This window comes from Methanobacterium veterum (assembly GCF_000745485.1).
In the GTDB taxonomy this organism is placed as follows: Archaea; Methanobacteriota; Methanobacteria; order Methanobacteriales; family Methanobacteriaceae; genus Methanobacterium_D; species Methanobacterium_D veterum.
Genome location: NZ_JQJK01000008.1, coordinates 571,785 through 596,018 on the forward strand (window position 1 = coordinate 571,785; position 24,234 = coordinate 596,018).

General features: G+C 33.7%; 27 protein-coding genes. 14 read left to right on the forward strand and 13 right to left on the reverse strand.

What is annotated here, in order from left to right; all coding sequences use genetic code 11:
- The first annotated feature begins 39 nt into the window (after nucleotides 1-39).
- From EJ01_RS02960 to EJ01_RS03015, 12 genes are all read left to right on the forward strand, one after another.
- Nucleotides 40-750, forward strand: a complete 711-nt coding sequence (locus EJ01_RS02960; protein ID WP_048080416.1) for an archaetidylserine synthase — start codon at nucleotides 40-42, stop codon at nucleotides 748-750.
- A complete protein-coding gene (locus EJ01_RS02965; RefSeq protein WP_048080417.1) occupies nucleotides 740-2,047 on the forward strand; it encodes a DUF515 domain-containing protein in 1,308 nt (435 codons plus the stop codon). Before EJ01_RS02960 ends, EJ01_RS02965 begins: the two co-directional genes overlap by 11 nt.
- 90 nt (nucleotides 2,048-2,137) lie before the next feature.
- Nucleotides 2,138-3,082, forward strand: coding sequence for a hypothetical protein (locus EJ01_RS02970; RefSeq protein ID WP_048080418.1), 945 nt, complete (start codon nucleotides 2,138-2,140; stop codon nucleotides 3,080-3,082).
- Between the two features lie 56 nt (nucleotides 3,083-3,138).
- Nucleotides 3,139-3,873 (forward strand): class E sortase, encoded by a 735-nt coding sequence (locus tag EJ01_RS02975; RefSeq protein WP_048080419.1) that lies wholly within the window; start codon nucleotides 3,139-3,141, stop codon nucleotides 3,871-3,873.
- A gap of 238 nt (nucleotides 3,874-4,111) precedes the next feature.
- Entirely contained in the window at nucleotides 4,112-4,483 is a 372-nt protein-coding gene (locus EJ01_RS02980; RefSeq protein ID WP_048080420.1) for a dihydroneopterin aldolase family protein, read from the forward strand.
- A gap of 43 nt (nucleotides 4,484-4,526) precedes the next feature.
- Complete coding sequence (locus tag EJ01_RS02985) at nucleotides 4,527-4,844, forward strand: hypothetical protein (protein ID WP_048080421.1); 318 nt, start codon at nucleotides 4,527-4,529, stop codon at nucleotides 4,842-4,844.
- Between the two features lie 306 nt (nucleotides 4,845-5,150).
- Nucleotides 5,151-5,357, forward strand: a complete 207-nt coding sequence (locus tag EJ01_RS02990; RefSeq protein ID WP_048080422.1) for a 4Fe-4S dicluster domain-containing protein — start codon at nucleotides 5,151-5,153, stop codon at nucleotides 5,355-5,357.
- Nucleotides 5,358-5,386: 29 nt separating this feature from the next.
- Nucleotides 5,387-6,520: a 2-oxoacid:acceptor oxidoreductase subunit alpha gene (locus tag EJ01_RS02995; protein ID WP_211251401.1), complete on the forward strand. Its 1,134-nt coding sequence runs from the start codon at nucleotides 5,387-5,389 to the stop codon at nucleotides 6,518-6,520.
- 34 nt (nucleotides 6,521-6,554) lie between these two features.
- A complete protein-coding gene (locus EJ01_RS03000; protein WP_048080423.1) occupies nucleotides 6,555-7,424 on the forward strand; it encodes a 2-oxoacid:ferredoxin oxidoreductase subunit beta in 870 nt (289 codons plus the stop codon).
- A 20-nt stretch (nucleotides 7,425-7,444) separates the two neighbouring features.
- On the forward strand, nucleotides 7,445-7,999 hold the full coding sequence (locus EJ01_RS03005; protein ID WP_048080424.1) for a 2-oxoacid:ferredoxin oxidoreductase subunit gamma: 555 nt from the start codon (nucleotides 7,445-7,447) through the stop codon (nucleotides 7,997-7,999).
- A 2-nt stretch (nucleotides 8,000-8,001) separates the two neighbouring features.
- Nucleotides 8,002-9,108, forward strand: a complete 1,107-nt coding sequence (gene sucC / locus EJ01_RS03010; protein WP_048080425.1) for an ADP-forming succinate--CoA ligase subunit beta — start codon at nucleotides 8,002-8,004, stop codon at nucleotides 9,106-9,108.
- 44 nt (nucleotides 9,109-9,152) lie between these two features.
- Complete coding sequence (locus EJ01_RS03015; RefSeq protein WP_048080426.1) at nucleotides 9,153-9,623, forward strand: GNAT family N-acetyltransferase; 471 nt, start codon at nucleotides 9,153-9,155, stop codon at nucleotides 9,621-9,623.
- Between the two features lie 23 nt (nucleotides 9,624-9,646).
- Here EJ01_RS03015 and EJ01_RS03020 read toward each other — a convergent pair whose 3' ends face one another.
- The 11 genes from EJ01_RS03020 to EJ01_RS16290 form a co-directional block, all read right to left on the reverse strand.
- Nucleotides 9,647-10,531: a potassium channel family protein gene (locus tag EJ01_RS03020; RefSeq protein WP_048080427.1), complete on the reverse strand. Its 885-nt coding sequence runs from the start codon at nucleotides 10,529-10,531 to the stop codon at nucleotides 9,647-9,649.
- A 192-nt stretch (nucleotides 10,532-10,723) separates the two neighbouring features.
- Complete coding sequence (locus tag EJ01_RS03025) at nucleotides 10,724-11,635, reverse strand: zinc-ribbon domain-containing protein (RefSeq protein WP_048080428.1); 912 nt, start codon at nucleotides 11,633-11,635, stop codon at nucleotides 10,724-10,726.
- Between the two features lie 94 nt (nucleotides 11,636-11,729).
- Nucleotides 11,730-12,125 (reverse strand): DUF2085 domain-containing protein, encoded by a 396-nt coding sequence (locus tag EJ01_RS03030; protein ID WP_245611138.1) that lies wholly within the window; start codon nucleotides 12,123-12,125, stop codon nucleotides 11,730-11,732.
- A gap of 157 nt (nucleotides 12,126-12,282) precedes the next feature.
- Nucleotides 12,283-12,687 carry an Ada metal-binding domain-containing protein gene (locus tag EJ01_RS16285; protein WP_052375766.1) on the reverse strand — a complete coding sequence of 135 codons (405 nt, stop codon included), beginning with the start codon at nucleotides 12,685-12,687 and terminating at the stop codon, nucleotides 12,283-12,285.
- A gap of 45 nt (nucleotides 12,688-12,732) precedes the next feature.
- Nucleotides 12,733-12,819: an Ada metal-binding domain-containing protein gene (locus EJ01_RS18065; RefSeq protein WP_394296577.1), complete on the reverse strand. Its 87-nt coding sequence runs from the start codon at nucleotides 12,817-12,819 to the stop codon at nucleotides 12,733-12,735.
- The gene (locus tag EJ01_RS17760; RefSeq protein WP_048080429.1) at nucleotides 12,785-13,027 is read right to left on the reverse strand and encodes a hypothetical protein; all 243 of its coding nucleotides are present in this window, start codon (nucleotides 13,025-13,027) and stop codon (nucleotides 12,785-12,787) included. The genes EJ01_RS18065 and EJ01_RS17760 overlap by 35 nt, the downstream gene beginning before the upstream one ends.
- Before the next feature lie 609 nt (nucleotides 13,028-13,636).
- Nucleotides 13,637-13,816, reverse strand: coding sequence for a hypothetical protein (locus EJ01_RS03045; protein ID WP_048080430.1), 180 nt, complete (start codon nucleotides 13,814-13,816; stop codon nucleotides 13,637-13,639).
- 198 nt (nucleotides 13,817-14,014) lie between these two features.
- On the reverse strand, nucleotides 14,015-14,467 hold the full coding sequence (locus EJ01_RS03050) for a hypothetical protein (RefSeq protein WP_048080431.1): 453 nt from the start codon (nucleotides 14,465-14,467) through the stop codon (nucleotides 14,015-14,017).
- Between the two features lie 159 nt (nucleotides 14,468-14,626).
- Entirely contained in the window at nucleotides 14,627-15,061 is a 435-nt protein-coding gene (locus EJ01_RS03055; RefSeq protein ID WP_048080432.1) for a hypothetical protein, read from the reverse strand.
- Between the two features lie 103 nt (nucleotides 15,062-15,164).
- A complete protein-coding gene (locus EJ01_RS03060; RefSeq protein WP_048080433.1) occupies nucleotides 15,165-15,791 on the reverse strand; it encodes a YkgJ family cysteine cluster protein in 627 nt (208 codons plus the stop codon).
- A 776-nt stretch (nucleotides 15,792-16,567) separates the two neighbouring features.
- Nucleotides 16,568-19,522 (reverse strand): PAS domain-containing sensor histidine kinase, encoded by a 2,955-nt coding sequence (locus EJ01_RS16290; RefSeq protein WP_052375768.1) that lies wholly within the window; start codon nucleotides 19,520-19,522, stop codon nucleotides 16,568-16,570.
- A gap of 557 nt (nucleotides 19,523-20,079) precedes the next feature.
- On the opposite strand from EJ01_RS16290, the gene EJ01_RS03070 reads away from it, so the two are divergent.
- On the forward strand, nucleotides 20,080-20,889 hold the full coding sequence (locus EJ01_RS03070; protein WP_048080434.1) for a metallophosphoesterase: 810 nt from the start codon (nucleotides 20,080-20,082) through the stop codon (nucleotides 20,887-20,889).
- Between the two features lie 75 nt (nucleotides 20,890-20,964).
- Here the strand turns inward: EJ01_RS03070 and EJ01_RS03075 are convergent, their stop codons facing one another.
- Nucleotides 20,965-21,834, reverse strand: a complete 870-nt coding sequence (locus tag EJ01_RS03075) for a DUF1002 domain-containing protein (RefSeq protein ID WP_048080435.1) — start codon at nucleotides 21,832-21,834, stop codon at nucleotides 20,965-20,967.
- Between the two features lie 172 nt (nucleotides 21,835-22,006).
- Complete coding sequence (gene twy1, locus EJ01_RS03080) at nucleotides 22,007-22,921, reverse strand: 4-demethylwyosine synthase TYW1 (RefSeq protein ID WP_048080436.1); 915 nt, start codon at nucleotides 22,919-22,921, stop codon at nucleotides 22,007-22,009.
- 722 nt (nucleotides 22,922-23,643) lie between these two features.
- Between twy1 and EJ01_RS16295 the strand changes: the two genes are divergently transcribed.
- Nucleotides 23,644-24,225 carry a hypothetical protein gene (locus EJ01_RS16295; RefSeq protein ID WP_052375770.1) on the forward strand — a complete coding sequence of 194 codons (582 nt, stop codon included), beginning with the start codon at nucleotides 23,644-23,646 and terminating at the stop codon, nucleotides 24,223-24,225.
- The last annotated feature ends 9 nt before the right edge of the window (nucleotides 24,226-24,234 follow it).

Sequence of the window (24,234 nt, forward strand, 5' to 3'; positions counted from 1 at the left end):
ATTTATAACAATTATCAATGATTACACACGAGGGCAAATATGAATATTAAATCTTTTACATCTATTGCAGATATAGTTTCAATCGCAAACGCTTCATCTGGATTTTTAGCAATTATAATGGTAACTACCGGTAATTTTGTATTAGCTGCCAAGCTTATGTTGCTGGCAGTTATATTCGACGCATTAGACGGATGGGTTGCTAGAAAATTAAAGAGAGAAGACGAATTTGGTTTTGGGAAGAATGTCGATTCTTTATCAGACATTATATCCTTTGGAGTTGCTCCAGGAATGTTTTTATATATATTAAGCCAATCTTCTGGAATATTATACCTCAATATAATCGTAGCTCTTTTAATAGTCATATGCGGGATACTAAGACTTTCAAGGTTCAATGTAATTACAGATTCACATGATGACAAGTTTGTGGGGTTACCTATCCCCTCCACAGCATTGATACTTTCGTCATTTTATCTTTCAGGATTTTTCAATGCAGGTTTAGCATTAGTTATTATGACTGTTGTATCCTTATTCATGATAAGCACAGTCAAATATCCTAAATTTAGAGGCATTACAACGTTAGCTGTGGGAAGCATACTAATTATAGCAACGCTATTACCTCAAAACATTTTGTCATATATCACATATTTGCCCGCAAAGCTTTTATTTATTATTATGCTACTATACTTATTGATTGTACCAGTTATAGATTTATACATTAAATTCTTTAGAAGTGGTCCGAATGTTAGATAAGATACGTGGAAAAAAGAAAGACGATAAAGATACTCCTGATCTTAGGGGGAATAACAATAAAAAGGATGACTCCGATATAGGAGGGCGCCTTAAAGGCATGGTAGGCAAAGTAACTGGAAAAGGAGACGAGGATAAAAAAGAAGAAATGAAAACTCCTCCCGAAAGGAAAATGCCAAGACCTATGCCTAAACCTATGGCAAAACCCGGTGCAAAACCTGGTGCAAAACCACGATTAAAACCTCCTCAAAAGAGGCCTGAAGATAAACGACCGGGAATGGGTGGTTTTGGAAGGAGAATCCCTGATGATGATCAGAAGACTCTTGTCGGGGCTGCAGTTTTTGGAATTATATTGATTGTACTTGTTGGGGCAGGTTACTACTTTTTAGTTTATGCACCTTATCAGGACACGCTATCAAACGCCAAACAAACAAAACTTGCCGCAGTTAATACTTACTTTACAGGACCGCTGGCAACAGATGCACGGGGAATAAATCTGAGAGCCCAAATTTCAAGCGCCACTACGCCTGATCAGGTAGATGCTATAGATGTACTGGGTCCGGCAACAGAAGCGTGGAGAGAATATCAGAATCAACAGATTAATACACAAAAAGATGCCTATGGGCGAGTCATGATAACGTACAATGACAGTACAGGTACGCAGAAGAATTCAATAGTAAAGGTTACAGATGCTAAAACAATAGTTAATCAAGCGGATGCTACTGTTTTATCCCAAATGGTCATTAAAACCCCAGATACTGTTGCTATTCCAATAATCATTTCCAGACTGCAGGCTGCTGGAGGCCTTATAAATGTCGGGAATTCTGTTGACGTGTATTTAATGAATGGAACCACTTCAAACACTACTGTGTCAACAACAAATGGTACTCCTCAAATAAGTGGGGCAACTGTTCTAGCAATTCTAAGAGCCAAAGACAGCGGAACCATAAATGCAAACAAGTCCCATGCACAGACTGTTGCCATGAGTAATTTAGTTTCAGGTAGTTCACGCAGTGAATCAGCATCTGAAGATGTTGATGAGCTTTTAAAAGCTGCTGCTGCTAATAACTGGGATCAAACTGAAGTAAGTTCCTTATTGAACTCATATGGTTGGAGACTATCAGATTTCGAGAGAACATCAAACCTAGGAGAACTTGACGCACAATACCTGTTGTTACTAGAGGTTCCAAGAGAAAATGCAATATTCCTTATACAAAACATGAACAATGTCATACTTACAGTTCCAACCCAGCAAGCTCCTAACTGGATGATTAAGGAGCTAAAACAGATATACGGATAATCATCCAAAATAAGTATGTGTGGTAAATCGGACCATTTATAAATGTCACACATACCCAATATATTATTAAAAGGGGAAAAGGGGATATTAATGAATATAAACAAGATATGTGTTGTATTAATTGTAGTAGTAGCATTTATAGGAATAATAGGTTCAAATTCAGATAATAATGCAGTATATGGGGCAACAACATGGATAAAATATAATCAATCCAATGTTGGTTTAAGCAACCTTGTCGCCACCATAACTGTAACTATAAAAAATAGAGGAAGCCATGTTGAATATTTTAAGATAAGCAATGTCTACCAAGGTAGTTTGGCTGACGATAGTACAATAAAATGGGTTGTATATGACACTAATCCATCAGCAGTGAAAATGGTTGATGCAGTTAGTCCAGAATTAGGTGGAGATTGGGGATGGAAAATACAACCCGGACAAACAAAAACAGTATCATTTACAGTCTATGCACTTGGATCAATGGGAGTATACCCTAACGGTGCAAGCGATCAAGCAGTCATAGTTAATGAAAACGCTTCAGACAGCATTTACTGGCCAATAATTCCAGATCCAGGTATAGATGCATCATGGTTCCAGCCAAATGAAATAGAAATACTTAATCCAAATCTGGATCTTAAATCATGGAAAGGTACTTTCACATTCAAGCTTACAAATCGAGCGGATAACAGAGTATCAGGAATAATAAGAGCCCCAGTTGTACCTACTGATTCAAAACTTATATACAGTAACCCAAAAGCGACATTCAAAGATAAAGACATCGTAATGAACGGAGCAATTGCAGCATGGGATGTTACTTTAGGTGCAGACTGTACCAAATGGTTCACATACACTTACTACTGGCCTTGCTCAAGTTCATCATCAAGCACCGGAAAATACACATCAGCATCAGTACCGACCGCCAGTGCAGCATCAGATAATGCATCAGCATCCACTAAAAATACAGGGATTCCATACTTCCCATTCGTAATTGGAGGTATTTTAGCTGCAGGCGGATTAGCCTATGCAAGACTCAGATGATAACTCATGGTGAATAACAGTAACCTTAATAATAATAAGCAATAAAAAAAGGTTACATGAAGTTATCAACACTTTTTATCATTGCGGGGATGGTTATCATCTCCCTTTATTTTATGGTGGAAGTAAGTTTCTACGCAACAACAGAAGATGTTGTTTTAAATAAATCAGACACTCCTTTTCTTGAAATACCAAAAATAGGTGTTGATCAAAATATCAACAACAAATCCGTGAATTACGGAGTATATTATGAGCCCCTATCTTCAAAACCGGGTTACGGAACTACAGTACTCGCAGGGCACAGGACATTTTACAGTTCTCCATTTGTGAATCTGGACAAACTTAAAGTGGGAGATAATATAACTGTATCCTGGCCAGGGATAGGAAATGTTCAGTATAATGTGGTAAGGTCATATATTGTTCCTGCATCATATCAGTTACCGCTGGAACAGGGAAAAACTCTTATTTTATATACATGTTATCCCCTTGGATCATCCAAAGAAAGGCTGATTATACAGGCAAATCAAACTAAAATAGTCCCATTCACATATTCAAAGGCAGCAAATACAGATAATGGGAAAACACCATTTCCATATGCTCCTTTACTAATAAGCGCATTTTTAGGGATAGGTTTAGTCTTAAGTTATCTATATCCAGTAAAAGAAGATAAGATATTCATTTTTATGACTACAATTGCTCTTACAATGTTTTTAGTATATGGGTACTTCTTCCCAGTTCCAGGAGACCAGATAGCGTCACAGATCTCCAATTTGAGCGATATGTTTGGAGGTTGAAGGAAAAACGTAGTTTTTCCGAAACCCCAAAATTTTTAACAAAAAATTTTGGAGGTTGAAGAAAATCTCTTCGAGATTTTCGAAACCCCAAAAATCCATAGGATTTTTGGAGGTTGAAGGAAAATTCAGAATGAATTTTCCGAAACCCCAAATATGAAATATTTGGAGGTTGAATCCAAATATACATGCCAAATTTTATAATTAGTACCACGTAAATATAGAAATCAGGTAGATTCTAATGGACATTGAAGATAGATATTTCAAAAATATTTCAAGCAGAGAAAGGGTAATTTTTGAAGGTGCAATTACAATGGGGGCGCTGTTCCATCAGTTTGTTGGAACACCTGTAAATTCAGAAAGTGCAGAAACACTTGAAAAATCCATAAAAGAAGCAATGGAACTCCAGCCATGCATTGAAGAAGTTGAAGTAAAAATAGATCGTAAGATGCTTGAAGAAGCTAAAAGTAAATTCAATTATGTATCTTTAAACGGAGATATGCTTGACATACGAGTAGTTTCGAAGTATGATGCTAAAAAAGCGGTTTTGAGGATGGAATACATTGAGGAGTTGAAGTACCCTTTGATGTATGTTGAGTATATTGAGGACTAGATAAAATTACAGTCCACTGAAATTACTTTTTTGTGGTGACTTTATGGACAGTTTAAAAATATATAGCGATTTAAAATTTGCCATAAGATGTGTGGATGTCTGGAAAAAACTAAAATCATCTGATGCTGAGATGGAAAAGGTTCTCAAGCATGAAGCAGATAAAAAAGGTTTAGATCAAAGCACTTTATTTTGCCAGCCCCTACAGGATTATTTAGAGATGTTAATTGCCATGATTCAAAGTGAAACTGGAGAATGGTTTTTTTATGTAGATATTGCCGGAATTTTATATGATTTTGTTGCAACAGAAGAACTTTCAGTATATAAAACAGAATCAGGTTATTGCGTCTGTTTCAAAAAATAAGAATTATTGGCATAATTTATGATACATTTATTTTTATATAACTACTGACACATATTCATTTAAGATTATCATTTAAAATGTTAAATCTATGGTTTTGGCACATGCAAAAAATCAAAAGTTTTTTGCCCGTTGCAAAATGTAATTTCACACATCCAAACCAAAAATTATGGATGCCGGAACATGGAATATTTGAGGCCATGAAATCGTAGATTTTTACATACAACAAATCAGAGATTTTGTATTTAATTCACAACTATAATCTTTGATTTGCCTGTTCTATTCTTTTATAAACTTCCCAGTGATAACATGATAAAAGTCGATAAAGAACTATGTAAGGGGTGCAACATATGCACAGAATTTTGCCCCTTTAAGGTTTATGAACAATCAAAAAAACCTAATAAAAAGGGAGTTCGTCTTCCAACTCCGGAGCACGAAGAACGATGCACTAAATGTGGTTTATGTGCATTAATGTGCCCAGATCAGGCTATACGAGTTGAAGAGAAAGAAGAATAACCTAAATAATTAAAATTGGAGACGTTAAAATGGTGAATACTGAAAATTATTTCATACAGGGTAACGAAGCATGCGCAAGAGGTGCTATTAAAGCAGGCTGCAGATTCTTTGCAGGTTATCCAATAACTCCTTCCACTGAAATCGCTGAAGATATGGCGGTATTTTTACCTAAAGAAGGAGGATCATTTATACAGATGGAAGATGAAATTTCTGCACTTGGTGCGGTTATAGGGGCAGTTTGGGGCGGTCAAAAAGCAATGACTGCAACATCAGGGCCTGGAATTTCATTAATGCAGGAACATATAGGTTACGCTGCAATGACAGAGACCCCCCTCGTAATTGTTAACATGCAGAGGGGAGGCCCTTCAACTGGACAGCCCACAATGGCAGCTCAGGGAGACATGATGCAGGCAAGATGGGGATCACACGGAGATTATGAATTAATAGCTCTTTCACCGTCTTCTGTACAGGAATGTTTTGATTTTACAGTAGAGGCATTTAACTTAGCCGAAGAATACAGAGTACCTGTTTTAGTAATGGGTGATGAAATTGTAGGGCATATGAGAGAAAAAATTACAGTGCCTGATGACGTTAAAATCACCCCTAGAAGAATGCCTGAAGAAGGACCAGAAACATTCTTACCCTATAAAGCAGACCCCGAAGGCGTGTCACCAATGCCTCCATTTGGAGCAGGTTATAAAATGCATGTTACAGGACTCACACATGATGAAAGAGGTTACCCTGATACTTCACGTCCAGAAACTCATTCAAAACTCGTGAAAAGGCTTTGCAATAAAATACTTAAAAATAAAGATAAAATATGCAGGGCTAAAGAGTTGTATACTGAGGACGCAGATATTGTTGTTATTTCATATGGTGCACCTTCCAGATCTGCAATCACAGCAGTAAAACAAGCTCGAGAAGAAGGTATTAAAGCAGGACATATTAAATTAGAAACAGTGTGGCCTTTCCCTGAGGAAATAATTAAATCTGCAACAGAAGGGGCTAAAAAAGTATTCGTTGTAGAGATGAACCTTGGACAGATAGTCCATGAAGTGGAAAGGGTTATCTGTGGAGCGGCAGATGTGGAACTACTCCCAAAAATCGGGGGAGAAATGCACCGCCCAGGCGAGATATTGAAAAGTATAGAATCATGCAAATAATCAGATTATTAGAATAAGTTCAGGAGATGAAAAAATGGCTACTAAACTAACAGGAAGTCGTTATACAGACTATTTAAGGAAAGAACGGCTCCCACATATCTTTTGTGCAGGATGTGGAAATGGAATTGTTATGAACACATTCTTCAATGGCATGAACATGGCAGAATTTGATCTTGATAACATCGTAATGGTATCTGGAATAGGATGTTCCTCAAGGATACCAGGTTATATAAAATGCGATTCACTTCATACAACACATGGGAGACCGATCACATTTGCAACAGGAGTTAAATTAGCAAATCCTGACCTTGATGTAGTTGTATTTACAGGAGATGGGGACGCTGCGGCTATTGGAGGTAACCACCTGATTCATGGTGCAAGGAGAAATATAGACATCACTGTAATATGTATAAATAACAGTATTTACGGTATGACAGGAGGGCAAATCAGCCCAACATCACCAAAAGGGAGTTATGGAAGTACAGCACCATATGGAGCTCTTGAAAGACCTTTCAGTCTGGCAGATCTTGTAACTGCAGCTGGGGCAACCTATGTTGCAAGGTGGACCACAACTCACGCCATGCCGCTTTCACTTTCCATTAAGAAAGGTTTACAAAATAAAGGATTTTCATTCATTGAAGTTATTTCACAGTGCCCAACCTATTTCGGAAGGAAAAACAGGATGAGGACTCCCCTTGAGATGATGGACTTCATGAAAAAGAACAGTGTCTTGAAGGAAAAAGCTGTAAACATGAGCGAAGAAGAACTTGAAGGAAAAATAATTGTGGGAGAATTTGTTGATAAAAGCATGCCTGAATATTCAGAAAGGCTTTGTGAACTGGTAAATGAAAAATGTGAAAATGGAACTCCCTCAGAATCTATTAAAGCGGCTTATAAAAGTTAAAAAAAATACGAGGGATTAAATTGCGGAAAGATATAAGAATTGCTGGATTTGGTGGTCAGGGAATAATACTGGCCGGTATCGTTATTGGAAAGGCAGCTTCTCTTTATGATAATATATTTGCTGTTCAAACACAATCTTACGGCCCTGAAGCAAGAGGCGGGGCTTCAAAGACAGAGGTAGTTATAAGTGACAGCGAAATTGATTATCCTAAAGTTCAAAAGCCAGATATTTTCATTGCAATGTCCAATGAAGCATTGATGGCATATTTAAATGATCTTAAAGATGGGGGAACATTGATAGTTGACCCAGACATGATAAAAGAAGAAGATATATCATCATTCATCGAAGAACATAATATCAATTATATTAAAGCTTCAGCAACAAGAACTGCAACAGAAAAGATTAAACTCAACATTGTAGCCAACATAGTGATGGTTGGAGCCATAGTAAAAGCAACAAAAGTAGTATCAGAGGAAGCTGCAAGGAATGCTATCGCAGCAAGCGTGCCAAAAGGAACCGAAGAAAAGAACATCACTGCATTTGAAGCTGGCATGGATCTTATTGGAGAGGATTAGATTTGAGATGCTTTGAATACAGTGCTAAAAAAATATTTAAAAATGAAGGTATTCCTGTACCTGAAAGCTACGTTGCAAAAAACCCTGAAGAGGCAGAAGACGCTGCAGCAAAATTAGGTAAGCCAGTTGCTCTAAAATCTCAGGTTCTTGTTGGGGGCAGGGGTAAAGCCGGCGGAATAAAATTTGCAGATAGTCCTGAAGAGGCAGGGAAAGTTGCAAAAGAACTTTTAGGTACTGAAATTAAAGGCGAAAAAGTAATCAAGCTCCTTATCGAGGAAAAAGTCAATATCCAATCTGAATTTTATATAAGCGTGATAATGGACAGGTCTGCTAAAAAGCCTGTGATAATGGCAAGCACTGAAGGAGGTATGGAAATCGAAGAAGTGGCTAAAAAAAGCCCTGAAAAGATAGTTAAATACCATATTAACCCTTTAGATGAATTCCTACCTTACCAGGCAAGGGAAATAGCAAGAAAAATGGGAATTCCCAATGATTTGATTTCGAAAATGGGTACATTCATTTTGAAGTTGTTCAATGTATTTAATAAGTACGATGCAACCATTGCAGAGATTAACCCGCTTGTATTAACTCCAGAAGGACTTATTGCAGCAGATGCAAAATTCGGAGTTGATGATGATGCTCTCTGGAGACATAACGAGTTTGCAGACCTTGAAGAAGCCAAAAAAGGAGAGTTTGCATATGTAACCCTTGACGGCGATATTGCCGTAATTGGAAATGGTGCAGGACTTACTTTAGTAGGTATGGATATGATCAACCTTTACGGCGGAAAACCAGCTACCTTTTTAGACATAGGCGGTGGAGCGTCACAGGAAAGTATTGCACGTGCAATAAATCTTGTCTTAAGCGAACCAAACGTTAAAGTGATCTTCTTAAACGTGCTTGGCGGAATAACCCGTGCTGATGATGTTGCAAATGGAGTTATAACTGTTTTAAACAGTGCAGATCATAAGGTCCCCATTGTCATCAGGCTTACAGGGACAAATGAAAAAGAAGGTCAGCGTATTTTACGTGATGCCGGAATTCCATTTGAGATATCAATGGAAGAAGCTGCTGAAAAAGCTGTTGAGATCTGCAGGTCTTTAAGTTAAAAATTAATTATTTATTTTCTTTACTAATTCTTTGAGTTTTTAGGATGAAAATTAAATCTATAGAACTACTCAAAGTTAATCTAGCATCAACATTTATTTGGAAAGTATTCTCAGAATTTGTAGCCCATGAATATCCCCAGGAAGGAATCAATACATTTAAAGAATTTATACAACCCGAAGAACTTCAAAAAATGATGGAAAATGAGAAAATTTTCATGTTAGGCTGCTTTGACATGAAAAAACTTGTGGGAGTATTGGCAATAATGGATTTTTGCCATGTCAGTCTGCTTTTTGTTGATAAGGAATATCAGTGCAAGGGCATTGCCAAAACACTTTTTGCAAAAGCGTTAGAGTTATGCCTGCAAAAAAATCAGGAACTGCGCGAAATAACGGTTAATTCATCCATATATGCAGTTCCAATATACAAAAGGTTAGGGTTTAATATTACAGGAGAACCAGCAACAAATAATGGAATAACATTTATTCCCATGAAAATGAACATTATAAAAAAATAATTTCGTTACTTTAAAGAAGTAAATTATTTATTCTCTTTTAAAAGCTCTTTGAGTTCCTTTATTTCTGATTTCATTTCATCTACAGATTTTTCCATGTTTATTATTTTGTTTTTAATTTCATCTTCTTCCTCTTCATGTTCTTCCATGAACCATGAAGCTAAATATGCTGTTAGCAAACTGAAAAATCCAGCACCCACAATCATCAAGAAAATTCCAATTATTTTACCTCCAAATGATTCGGGGGTTACATCACCATATCCAACGGTTGATATTGTGGCTATAACATACCATAAAGCATCCATAGGCGTGTTAATTTCGTCAGCAGGTGAACTTTCCATCACTAACATGGTAACAGATCCTGCACAAATAAGGATAAAAAACGTGATAAGCAGGTAACTGAAATTAGTCTTTTGAAAAAAGTTAAAAATATGTTTCTTGCCCTTCTCAAGTAGTATAACTATTTTAAATAGCCTAGCAAAAGCAAAATAATTTGTCCATGCGGAAGGAAGTAGAACGAATACCAGTAAAGGTATCATTGAAAAAATATCAATTGCATCTTCTTTAACAGATGAATTATACTCTTCTGACCGCTTATTTTGTATGAAATCAACAAAGAGAATTATACATACAATTAAATCAAATCCAATGATGTACATCGAATTTGAGTAAGATGGATACAATAAAATAAATCCAATAAGGATAGTATCTAAAATTACTAAGATGGATATAATTAAATCACGTGTAGATCTAGACTCAAGATCAAAATGCTTATTTGAATCTGATTCTATTTGGCTATCTTCCAAAACAGCCTTTTTTTCAGTTTCAAGGTGTGCAAATTTTGTTCCGCAGTACTGGCAGAAACTTGCATCTTCACTGTTTTCTTTACTGCATTCTGGACATCGTGTCATTTTAACATTCCTATTTATAATAGCATGTGCTTTGAATTAGTTTCTTTGTTATCTATCTGTTTAAGTATAAAAGTATTGAATTAATTAAGTCTACTGCAGATTTTATTAGGTACATGCAGGATCTGATGAAGCAAACGGATAAATCTATAATTTGACACGCGAAATCATTGATTTTTGATAGCTAGAAAAAAATTATAATTGTTTTATTAACCCCTCAATGATGCATTTTAATACAATTCCTGAAACTGGAATGGCGTATTCATGCCCATTACTTGAGATATTAATGTTAACCCTATTGATCCCTATAAAGTACTCAGTTTTTTGTTTATTTTCCCTTCTAGAAGCTATACCATCTCTATAAGGTTCTATAGATATAATTTTCCTTAAATCAATGTTATTAGTGCGCTTACTTCCTGTAAAAACCAGCCTTTTATTTGTTAAAGTGAGCATTCCCTGATCTACAGTTCTTAATTCTTCATGAGATTCACTGTGTGATGAAAAATTTCCTACTTTAAAAGATATCCCTTTTGCAGCCCGAAAAGTTTGTCCACCATAAGATCCTCTTGTTTGTCTAACTACTCGAGGTTCCCAAAGTGCTATATCTGACCAAAAAAGAAAAGCTCTCTCATTCTTTTTTAAAATCACCGGAGAATTTGTATCTGCAAATGTAACTTTTCCATGTGATGCATCTACCAGCCAAGAATTAATATCCTGTTCTTGCTGTTTAGCATCTGAAATTCCACCATTCGCTATATTTATCCATTCTCTTTCTGCAAGGACTTGTTTTCCATATTCCTGCCAGACATGATTTGATTTATCAGTTACTCGTGTTAATTGATAATTTTTGCCTTTTTTCTTGAAGGTAGATCCACAGCGTTCACATTCACAGATATGAATTGTTGTAAGTCCGAGCATTCCCTTATGATCATGGTAAACTAATGGACCCTCCCCACAAACAGGACATTTCTCAATCCATATTTTTTCTGCTTGCAGCCTTTTTTGAGCAGGTTTTTTATTTTCTAAACTCGTAAGTTTTGTCCCACAGTACTGACAGAATTTTGCTTCTTCATTATTTTCTTTGCCACATTTTGGACAGAAAATCATTTTAGCGCCTCCATATTATCTGAATCTATTACCTTAATTTTTCCATGTCCATTCGATACCATAGATCCATCTCCTTAATACAACAATCTCCATTTTACAGACTCAAACCAGAATTCAAGCCCAATACCTGCAAACCAGAAGAAAACTTCAAAATGTTGTTACTTTCCCTGAATCTGAAAAACTGTGTTAAACCATCTAAAAAGGTTGTTACTACCATTAAAATCATCGCTAAAGTTACTGCAATAGCATACTGGAGATAAACAAAATAAACGAAAATATAATAAGAAAATGCCCCTATATAAATCCCCGTACACCGTGAACAAACTGGAAAATAATGATCCCTGATTTTAAAAGTTCTTTCTGGCAATCTATGACATATAAACACTTTAGAAAGATTTGTATCTGAATTATCCATTGATTCCTGCAAAATCTTTTTATTTTGCGGCTTGGAAGCACAGCTTCCATTAGCCTGCAAGTTTTGGTTATCCATAAATCGACGTACTTAGATTTGTTTCTAATAATAACATAATTTACTATCATTATAAAATAGAAAAATTTATATTATTAATCAAAAAAATATAAACTTTTAACACGTTTAATATAGTAAATATGCTGTTTTATTTCTTAGAAAATAAAAAAAATAAAAATTAAGGATTACAAACCTTACAAGGCACATAACCTGCGTTTATTGCATCTTGTCTTGAATTAAAATATACTTTATGAGATGGACTCATTTTGGTAACCCAATAACAATCTGCATAATGGAATTTTCCAGTATTTGAATTTGCCACATAAGCAGCACTTGCAGATGTTGTACTACTTGAACTACTGCTGTGAGAACTCGGTAAAGCATTATCTGACTTGGATTTAGAATTTGTAGCAACCGAAGAAGTAGTATTAACTGGTTCTGTTGGTGACGTAGCTGCATATGAAGAATTTGAATCGTTTGAAGATGTTTGTGTATCATTTGAACTTGTACATCCCGATATTCCCACAATTGCCACTATCAAAATTAAAACCAAAATTGGTGCTAATTTTTTCATATTTTTCATATTATTTTATCCCCTTTTAATCTCAGATTTAAAAAATAAAATTAATTAAGGTCTGCAGATTTTACACGGCCTGTAACCATGTGCTCTAGCTTGTGCCTTAGTTTTGAAGTATATTCTGTTGCACCGTTTTATTTTTTTCGTAGCGGCAGGTAATCTTGTGATAAACATGAGAATGAATACTGGCGACATAACGGTATTTATAAGCCGCCGAAACGGTAGGTGTGCTAACCGGCTGAGCTGTTATCTGTGAACTTGTAGACGCATCCATTGGTTCAAATACTGGTAAAAATGCAATTACAAAAATTAAAGTACTTAAAACTGCAAGTATCCTTTTATCCACTAACTTCACCCCCTTCATGCCATATAGAGATCAGTTTTTACAGTACATAATAATAATATTTACTATAATACTAAAAATAGAAAATATTATATCTTTAATCCTAAAATAAAAAATTTTAATATTATACTATTAAAATTAACGTGTTATATTTAATTAAAATAATAAAAAAAAGTTTATTAATTTATTTATTAATCATTAAAGTATATTAGAAAACTAATTAACAGTCCCTACTGTTTCTTTCATTTATTATTTGTTTTCAGGGAAATCTGCACATTTTAAATGATCCAGCAGCGGATAATTACTTTTTTAAGTTATAACTTATAACAAGTCAGAATGAATTCCATTATTAACGTACCCTATAAAAAATCAATTAAAAGTGAGATTAACCACTAGAAAGAATTAAAATATATTCCATTATTTAAACAAAAAATTATTGGAGTTTACTCTTAAAATTGAATATTTTGAACCATTTTAAGAGCATAAATTCCAACCGCAGAAAGTATTACTATAACTAATACATGGTTGACTGGCATAATTTTATTTCCTGAGTTTTCTAATTATCCATGGAACATTCTACTATTTATTTATTTTTTCCAATTTTTTACCAAATTACCTCAGTAAAATAATGATAAATCCCGCTAAATATACCAGTAGAAATACAATACTTGCTGCAAATAAACCAATGAACATGTATTCCATATTTCTTTTCTCAGTTTCATCCAAAATTTCTGGTTCTTCCTCTTCTACATCAATTTTAGGCTTTTTAGCCCTTTTCTTTCTCTTTGCCATGATCATTTACTCCATTTTAAACGTTCTAACCATTTAAATTCAATTATTATACCATCAAAAAAGTTTTTTAAGGGTAAAATTTTCACCTCACTTCAAACCATCATAAGTTTAGATTTAAATATGTCAAAAAGTATTAAAATATTTTAAATAATTATTCAAAAATAAAAGAAAAATATAAATTCGTGAAAAATATGGCCGCTATTTATAATATATCCCAAAGACAACGAAGCCCACTAGTACAACAACTAGAACTAAAAAATATGGATATAATTCAAGTATAGGGGCAGTATCCAGTCTTAAAACATCTTGAAATAAAGAACGGGAAGTAAACTGAACTCCAGTGCTTAAACCTATCATCATCCCATTTAACTTCAATCTTTTTTTCTCTTTAAGGATAGCCACGTACTCTTCATCGAAATTTTCCTTCGGAGTGCTGCTTAATAATCCTGATCCAAGTTTATAGACCTGAGATATTTGTAAAATATTTTTATAGTTCTTCCTATATTTACTAGCTGCTTTACGCCAGCTTTCTCGTTTAGACTCCTGACTGCAGTTCTTATCATCAGGATGACAGTACTTCTGATTGGGTGATCTAACTTCAAATGGATCACCACACCATTTACAATATCTTATTACAGTGAATTTACCCATAAAATGCACCTGAATTTAAAAAAATAAAATATCTAAAATTTTTATTACTTTAGATTACGATATTATCTAAACTGATTTCATATATAACCATCATAAATTTATGTTTAAAATACTAAAAAAATATTATTTAAATTTATGGAATTTAACTGATTTTTTATTTCAAGTTTTTGAGGACTTTTTTTCTGTTAAAAGAACATTGACCCTTTTGGTTACATCATGGAACTCTTTTCTGAATTTTTCAAGTTGTGCTCTTGATTCACTTAATTTATTCTGTGATTGCACATCTAATCCTTCTTTTGCTGCATATAACGATTCAGAATTGATAACTACGATCTCCTGCATGCTAATCAGGATATTTAAAACCTTTTGTTTTAGTGAACTGCACTTGGATGGAGAATTTAACTTTTCAAATTCATAAAATATAACTTCTATTTCTTTTCTAATACTATCAAGCTTCTTAGAAGCTTCTGAGTTGCTAATTTTCCCTTTAGATTCATTATCTATTATTTCTTTAAGTAAAAGCAATAATCCTCCAGTTTCATCCATGCATTTTGCACTCTTCTTTAAAAATTGCCTTTTAGTCAGTTCCAACATAGATATACCTCGTGAAAAATTTAAAATTTAGATGTTAATATTATGTTTTTTAGGATAGAAAAAAATTTACAATTTTACTAAAATCAGTAAAAATATATACTGGTCAAATATGGCTTACTGCCTCATCAAACAGAATTATAGACTTTTCTAAAAGCAAATTAAGAGCATAATCGCACTTATGATATAAATCAAGGACATAATAAGGCCTATTATCATTTCCCATCAAAATGAGAGGATAACTTCTGCAAACATGGGGCCTGCTGTCATATATTCTACATCTTTTCGCATCATGGAATTTACAGGGGAGATCTTCTTTAAACCGAAAATGCCCATGATATTCATCATTATCTACTATTTCATGTTTTAAATCAGGATTAAATCGTAACAATATTTCCAATTCATCTTTATGTATGAATATAGGTGATGACTCTCTGCAGCAAGTCCCACAGTGGCTGCACCACTCAGGATGCGCTGCTGCAATTTCAAAATCAGAAGGGCCGCCGAAAATCTCTAAACTTATCATACCTGCAAATTCAATTATTTCTTTAAGATCCTCTTTTTTAATTCCGCTGTACTTTTTAATTGATCTCTTCTTTCTAAGCCTTTTTAATGCCGATTTTTCAAGCACCTTCTTCTTTAATTCAATACTTTCGCCATTAGTTTCTTCTTCTAAAATTTTTTCCTGGATCTTTTCAAATAAGTCCCTATCTATCAAGGTATCCCTTAACATATAACTCACCATTAATCCATGATTATATGAAACGATGAACAATTCACTGAATTTAATGGTTCTAAATCTCTCCAAATTTTCCGAATTATTTTACTTCAAGACGCCGAAAGAGTTCCAATATATTTAACACCGAATACTGAATCCAAATAGTATAATTCAATTTATTTTTAATAATATCATAATTTACTATTAACAAAAAATAGAAATTATTATTAATATACAAAACGCAATTTTTAATTTTAAAGCTAATTCCTACTTATCATGTTTTATTTAGAAAATGATATGCTAAAAAACAGGGTATTCCCAACAAAATCATGTGTTTAGTTGGCTTTTTAGAAAAAAGCGGACAAAATTGGAAATGTTATCGCATTAAATCTATGATCTTTAAAGCCATCAAAAAATCGGAGACTTTTTGGGCATGTAAAAATTCAAAGAATTTTAGAAAAATGTTTACAAAATCTGTCAAAAATCATGGATTTTTGACGCAACAAAATTAAAAATTTTGCATGCTTTGATTTTGTAACAGCAAATATTTCATGTTTGCATGTTGTCAAAATTTTTATTTTGACACATCGAAAATCTACGATTTTCGAATGCTTTGCATTTTCTAACCTTTTGGAAATCATAGATTTCCGATGCCGGAGGAAACTCTGTTTCCTCGGCCGCAAAATTAAAAATTTTGTAGGCATCAAACGCTTTGTGTTTGAATGTCCCAAAAAAAATCTTTGATTTTTTTGAGGATTTTTACAGACTTGGAGCGGCTGATAAAAACTCTTTTAATTATAAGGAATGGTAAAATAAAAAGCAGAACCTTTACCAAATTCAGATTCAACCCATATACGTCCCCCATGACGTTCTATGATCCTTTTAACTATGGATAAACCAATTCCTGTTCCGTGATATTCATCCATAGTATGCAATCTCTGGAATATTACAAAAATACGTTTCATATACTGTTTTTCTATCCCAATACCATTATCTAAAACTGAAAAAATATGTTCTCGATTTTTATCGTCTTTTTTAGCCGAAATATGAATTTCAGGAGGCAGCATTTCTTTTTTAAATTTAATGGCATTACTTATGAGGTTTTGAAATACTCTTTGAAGCTGTCCTGCATCACACATTAAAACTGGCAGAGGCCCATAGGTAATTTCAGCATTATTCTCCTTAATTGCAAATTGAAGATTATCAATAGCCTGATTTAAAATAAATTCGCTGTTTACATGCTTAAATTCACTTTCCTTTGTTGAAATACGTGAATATTCAAGTAAGCCTTTAATCTGTTCTTTCATTCTAAGTGCAGCTTCAACTATATAATCCATGAATTCATCTGCATCAGAGTCAAACTTGCCCTTATAACGACGTTCTAAAAGCTGAGTGAAACTTGCAATAGTCCTGAGAGGTTCCTGTAAATCATGAGACGCTACATAAGCAAATCTCTGTAACTCTTCATTAGATCGTTTTAAATCACCGATTGTCTCTTCAAGCCTGTTTTTGTATTTTTTTAATTTATTTTTTGATCTAAAGCCAGTTAAAGCCTCTATAATTGCAACGGATAAAGATTCGATAATTTCAATGTCTTCTAAATTATAGTTTCTTTTTTTATTAGCTAAAACTATTAGTCCAATTACTTTATCGCCCTGTTTAAGTGGAACACATAAAAAAGAATTTACATGAGGGTGCCCTTCAGGTAATCCATTTTCATCATAATCAAAATCACTTATAATTAGCGGCTCTTCTTCTTTTATGGCCCTTTTTAAATAACTGTTGATTTTCATACTTATAATGGATTTATGAATTTTAGACGTTTCATATAATTTTCCTGCAGAAGAACTCATAATTATATTACCTAACTGTCTATCCTCATTAATTTCGGCTATAAAACCCATTTCACTGCCAATTAACTGCTCTGATACTCTGATACCAACATCTGCAACTTCTTCTTCAGTTTCACTGGTTAAAGACTCTCGAAATATTTTATTAATTCCATTTAATACAGAATACTGCCGTTTAATTTGGTTTTCTGCCTTTTTTCTTTCACTGATATCACGTGAACCAAAAACAGCACCTTTGACTTGATGTTTTTCATCAAAAAATATATTACCCACTATTTCCAGCCAGATATAATGCCCATCGGCATGTCTAAATTGGACTTCCATCCTTTCAGGTTTCATTTCAATAAAACTAATTTCAACGGTACTTTTAACCTCATTTAAATTATCAGAATGAACATAATCAAATATTGATGTTCCAATGAGTTCTTCGGGCTCATAACCAAGTAACATCTTACCAGAAGGACTGACATACTGAATAATTCCATGTATATCAGTTTGACTCACCATATCTACCATATTATCCGTAACCATACGCAAATGCTTTTCACTGTCATTTAGAGCTTTTTCGGATTCCTTACGTTCTGTGATATCCCTATTAAAGCTGCCAATTATTACCCCCTTTTCAGTTTTTATGGGAAAAGTTATAGTCTGTAGAAATCTATGTTCACCATTATCCCTCTGAATTTCATTATCTTCCAGTTGATTTACCTGCGGAATGTTTTTACTGTCCAACAATTGATTTATTTTTAATTTAAGCCCACCATATATTTCAGAAGTCTGTTTTTCTTCGGGAAGAATCATGAACTGCACATCCCAAATGAAATTACCCATTATATTTTCCTTTTTAAGTCCTGTTATCTGATTAAAAGCATTGTTACATTCGATAATAGTCCCATGCTCGTCGGTTATAATTATTCCATCAGAAAGTTGTTTGATGGTTTCACGAAACTTCTCTTCACTTTCTTTTAAGGCCTTCGCATTTTGCGATGCTACAAATGCTTTACGTTTAATGGCATTATAAGCTTCTTCAAGCTCCGTAGTTCTTTCTTTAACCTGTTTTTCCAGATTGTTACGTGCTTTTTCCAGTTCGCTTGCAATATTTGACTGCGATACCCCAAATTCTTTGATGGCTTTTTCCATTTTTTTACGTTTGGTAATATCAGTATTAATTTCCATGTAGCCCGTTGGTTCATTATTTTCATTTTTTTGTAACTCCCACCGGCTTAAAACAATTATTTTTTCACCATCACGCTTTGTATGAGTCACTTCACCCTCCCAATGCCCATTTTGGAAAAGTTTACGAAATATTTCCCTTAATGGCTCTGAAAAATCAGCTTTAAGCAACTTATGAGATACTTTACCGTAAGCTTCTTTCCTCATCCACCCGTATCTTTCTTCTGCACCATGGTTCCAAAATATAATCCTATCCCCCATGTCACGGACTATAATTGCATCACGAGTAAGATCAAGTAAATCAGCCTGTTTCTGTAATTCTCCTTCCATTTTTTCTTTTTCAGTTATATCAGTGCTGATTGTAACAAGTGTGTTACTGTCAGACAAATAGGTAGAAACTGAATAATATTTATTTAAAGGTTTAAAATAAGTTTTAAATTTTCCATTTTTACCAGATCTTGCAATTTTACTGGTCATTTCAAAATGTGAAAATAAAGCATCATTATCACATAATTCAGTTATTGTTTTCCCTATTGCTTTTTCATAGGGTATAAATTCATTGAGTACTGACGCATTGTTTATGTATTTGATGCGCAAATTTACAAATTCATTAATTGGGCCACGTATCAATTCATAAACGATAACTCCATCCTGTAAATTATCAAAAATCTGAAAATTCACATTGGATTGAATATCCACTGGATTATTATTAGTATCTATCATTTATATCCTCATGGAAAAATATATAATAATCAATGCTATTTTTTAACTATTATTATTATGTTTTATTATTAAAATATAACTGAGAGTACCTGTAAATTCATATGAATTCTTTATTTCGTATTATATTATCATAATTTACTATTATTCTTATACTTTATCCTAGATTAGTGCGAATAATTTTATTTTTTTTATTAGAGTTATTTACAGTAACTCATTACTAACAAACCGTGATATTAATCAATAAAACGTTATTATGCCTGCTGATGTATTTTCAATTTGTATAACTAATATAAATTGTTGTAATGTATAATATAAAACATTAAATTAAAAATAGACTCTAAAAATATTCAAATAGGTAGAAAAATTCGATATATTTTTATGGTTTTCAAATATTCCCTAACTAAAGATTCTTTATTTTAACCGTCACCATATTGAAAATCCCTTAAAATAGAAAATATTATATTTTTTAACCGCACAAGTTAAGATTCTAATTAACTTTATAAAATTAAATCCAGAGATGCGGATGCTAACTTATAAAAGCCTGAGTTGAACATGGTATGATTAAAAAAATTGGTTTAGCTATTATAATTATCATGACTTCGTTCATGGTTTATAGTTTAATTGAACCTTACTGGATTCAAACTGAAGAGGTCACCATAGAATCAAATCAAATTCCAGCCCAGTTTGATGGTAAGAAAATTGTTTTTATATCTGATGTCCATATGGGATCATGGCCATTTTTTGACCAAGAAAGAACACAAGATTTGGTCAATCAGGTAAATGGATTACATCCAGACATAATTTTACTTGGAGGAGATTATGTAAGCGACGATCCCCCATATGTCAATTCTTCATTTACAGAACTTTCCAAATTAAAAGCACCTTTAGGTGTTTACTGTGTTTTAGGAAACAATGATCCGCGGAATGAATCTCTTGAAGCTATTAAAAACACGAATATCACATATATTGGCAATACTGGACTTTGGATGGAATATCATGGAGCAAAGATTAGAATTGGTGGTGTAGGCGATATACAGACCGATATACAGGATCAAGACTCCGCAGTAGGTGATGCAAATGAAAATGATTTCATGATACTTTTATCCCACAATCCCGACTTTTTCCCGCTGGCGGATAAATCAAAAGTAGATCTCATGCTTTCAGGACATACTCATGGGGGACAAATAACTTTCTTTGGGATCTGGGCTCCAGATACTCATTCCCAATATGGAAACAAATATAGAACTGGAGTAATAAAAGAAAATAACTCTACACTGGTTGTAAGTAATGGTATTGGCACAATTATGTTGCCTATGAGGTTCTTTGCACGTCCTCAGATTGTAGTAATAGATTTAAAAAGAACTTAACGTTTAAAGCAACCGTTGATCAAATTTTAAACTTAAAAAATAAGAAAATATTGATAGAACGTCCTATCAACTATTTTATTGCTGTCCAAATATTAAACTTTTCAAATAGTCAAATGCAGATTGTAAATAACTCATTATTTGACCTAATATTCCACCAGATTGAGACAGCTGCCCTGTAACGCTTTGTAGTTGTGACTTAAATCCCGCCAGTTCTCCCTGTACCTGTTGTGAATTTGATATGGTATTTGCAATTTCCTGTGCCTGTGAATCACTGATATTGATATTCAGGTTATTGGCAGTGTTAATTACAATTACTTTAATCTGACTTGCATTTTGTAGATTTTGATTTTGAACTTCATTCTGGACTTGTTCGAAAAGATTAGCTATTGTATCAGGACTCTGACCGGTCTGGTTTGCTATCTGAGTTTCTGTATATAATGTATCTGTTGCAGCTTGTTTAGCACTGTCAGGGATTTGAGCACCTACTGCAAGTTCATAAGATTTTAACACGCCTGCTAAAGCAGATTCTCCAGAGGATACAACAGGAGAAGTAACTACTACATATCCATTGTTAATTCCTAAAGATTTTAGTGCATTTGCATACATCTTAGGGGTAACAACATTTATTTTACTGCTGTCCACTGTGACATTAATCCCATTGCCATAACTCAGGTCCACCATAGCACAGGAGTATATCTGACTTGAAGAGTAAGTCCTTCCAGTTATATTTTGAGAAATTTCGTTAACTTCAGATGCTGTAATAAGCTTAGTAGTAGCTGTGCTTAAATTTTTATCAGTATGAGACTGGAAATAGTCCATTACAGAATTTTTATATTGAGAATTTGAATTTGTAGCTACGCCTATGGTTACTGCAAATCCTGAAGCACCATATATTGGGCCTATAGTCATTAATACCAGCAGAATTACTGCTATATACTTTTTCATTTAACCACCTCATTTAGTCAATGAACTATTGATCTAACAATTTTGGTTAGTAGTCTATTTAATTTCTAATTCAATGATTCTTAGCATATAGACGGATATAAACTTTTTTACTAAAAAAGGAAGAAAAAGTACAGATAATGTGAAATACTATCCAAAAAATAAGTTATATAAATTATTTTAAAAGCATGACTCTGCTTTCATATGCTTTATCTTTAATCTCCAAACCACACTTCTCTGCTACAGAACCTGCAAAATCGTAAATCTCCTGGTTTGAAGGCATATTTTCAAAAGTCAGCCTTTTTCTGGAGTATCCTACAAACATGTATGCTTTGATTTCAACAAAGTCAGGATTTGCCCTCTTAATTATATCAGCATATTCTTCCACATCTTGCATGTTGTACCCTTTTACGCAGGTCATTCTCAGAACTTTCCTGCAGTCGAAGCTTGAAAGTAAATCAATGCTTTTATTTAGATTATTCCATCCATTTTCTACCTGAGGATTGCATAATTTATTATATATCTTTTTATTTGGAGCATCGAGTGATATATAAAGCTGTGTTGGCTCTTCCTTAAGATTTTCCAATTTTTCAGGTGTCATCCCATTCGTAACCAGGAATGTGGTGAAATTTCTTCGGTGAAATTCTTCTATCAGATCATCTATTTTGGGATACAGCATTGGCTCGCCTGCAAGTGAAATTGCAGCATTATTTGGATCCTGAGATTCCTGAAGTTTTTTCGGGTTTGCTTTTTCATTTCCAAAAAACCCGCAGAGAAGATTCCTCTGGGCATCAATGCAGCCGTCAATAATTTCTCCAGGTTCATCAAAATCTCCTTTCCATTGTGTTTCGGTAACTGAAAGATCTCTCCAGCAGAATAAACACTTTTGATGACAGAAAGGAACACTTGGAGATATTTGCAAGCACCTGTGGCTTTCTATACCATAAAATTTCTGTTTATAACATACTCCCTCATCAAGTATGCTCTTTTTAGTCCAGTGACATACTTTAGCTGCAGAATGTTTATTATTTCCTACAAACCGGTATCCCATTTTTTCAAGTTTTTTGAGGTTTTCAGCGTTTAATGACATTTTAATCCTGCTTTAATTAAGTATTTATTGATAATATCTGATTTGATTATTTTACTCTAATATTCTAAATCAATTATTGTTCTAGAAATATATGAAATATTATTCACGTCTATTTTATATTTGAGTTATTTTACTCACATATCATTTTGCAATGTATAAATTTTTTCAATATCTAAAATTATTTTCATATTACAACCCCGCAGAGTTTTATGATTTTATTCAAATTAAAAATGCTTTTTTTGTTAAAATTGAACATAAAAGTAATATGAATTTAGGTTAAATTTCAAATATTTATTATTTTTTGTATTCAAGATATAAGAAGGCGTTATAATATATAAATTCGTTAAAATCGCTTTTTGTCATAATTAAAAATAAAATAAAGTTTATTTATTCAAATAGGGTTTAGAATTAGCGTACATCCAATTTAATAAATCACCCATCCCAAGGTAACACATTAAACGTTTATGTTTTAAGGGAATAGGCTTTTATGGAAGCCTCCCTACCAAAACGCGGAAGTAAGTTTCCTTCTTTAAGCTACTTATTTTAAATTAACTTTAAGCTCGCTTTAATTCTAAAAAACAACGGTATAAAGGCTTTTTTTCGACAAAAAAATCAAAAGATTTATATATGCTATAGGTTGATTTTTGTATTGTCCAAAACGTTCCAAGTAAAGTACATCTAGTACTATGGGACACGGAGGCGGTACAATTAAGCGACAAAAATTGTGCGCACTGCTACTAGTAGTAGGTATGGCAGTGGGCATTTGCCCTTCAATAGCAGGGGCATCAGACCAAAATGCATCGGACAATAATGCACAAATTGGTCTACAAGAACATACAAACGTTTTAGAAGTAAACGCTGCTTCGACCATAAAAGTTAAAGTTTGGTATAAGCACTGGTATAAATCCCATGGAAAATGGAGATATGTATGGAAATATTACTACAAATACAAAACCAGTACAGCTAAAGCAGCATCAAGTTACAGTAGCTCGTCTTATACATCAAGTGGTAAAGCAGATACATTCAGCGACCCTAAATTAAACTCCATTATGAAATCAGCCGCAGGATACGGCTACAGAAGTGGAGTAAGCACTGCCGCAGGCTTAGTTAAATATAAAGCCGGTGATTGTTGGGCATATAGTGCATATTTAGACTCTAAATTCAAAGCTGCAGGATATAAATCAAGGGTAATTCAATACGCGACAAGTTATTCCAGCAGGCACAGATCAGTACAATTATATCAAGAAGGGACATGGAAAACTGTTCCTTACAGGGCATACGGATACAATTATCTAATTGTATAATCCATTTAA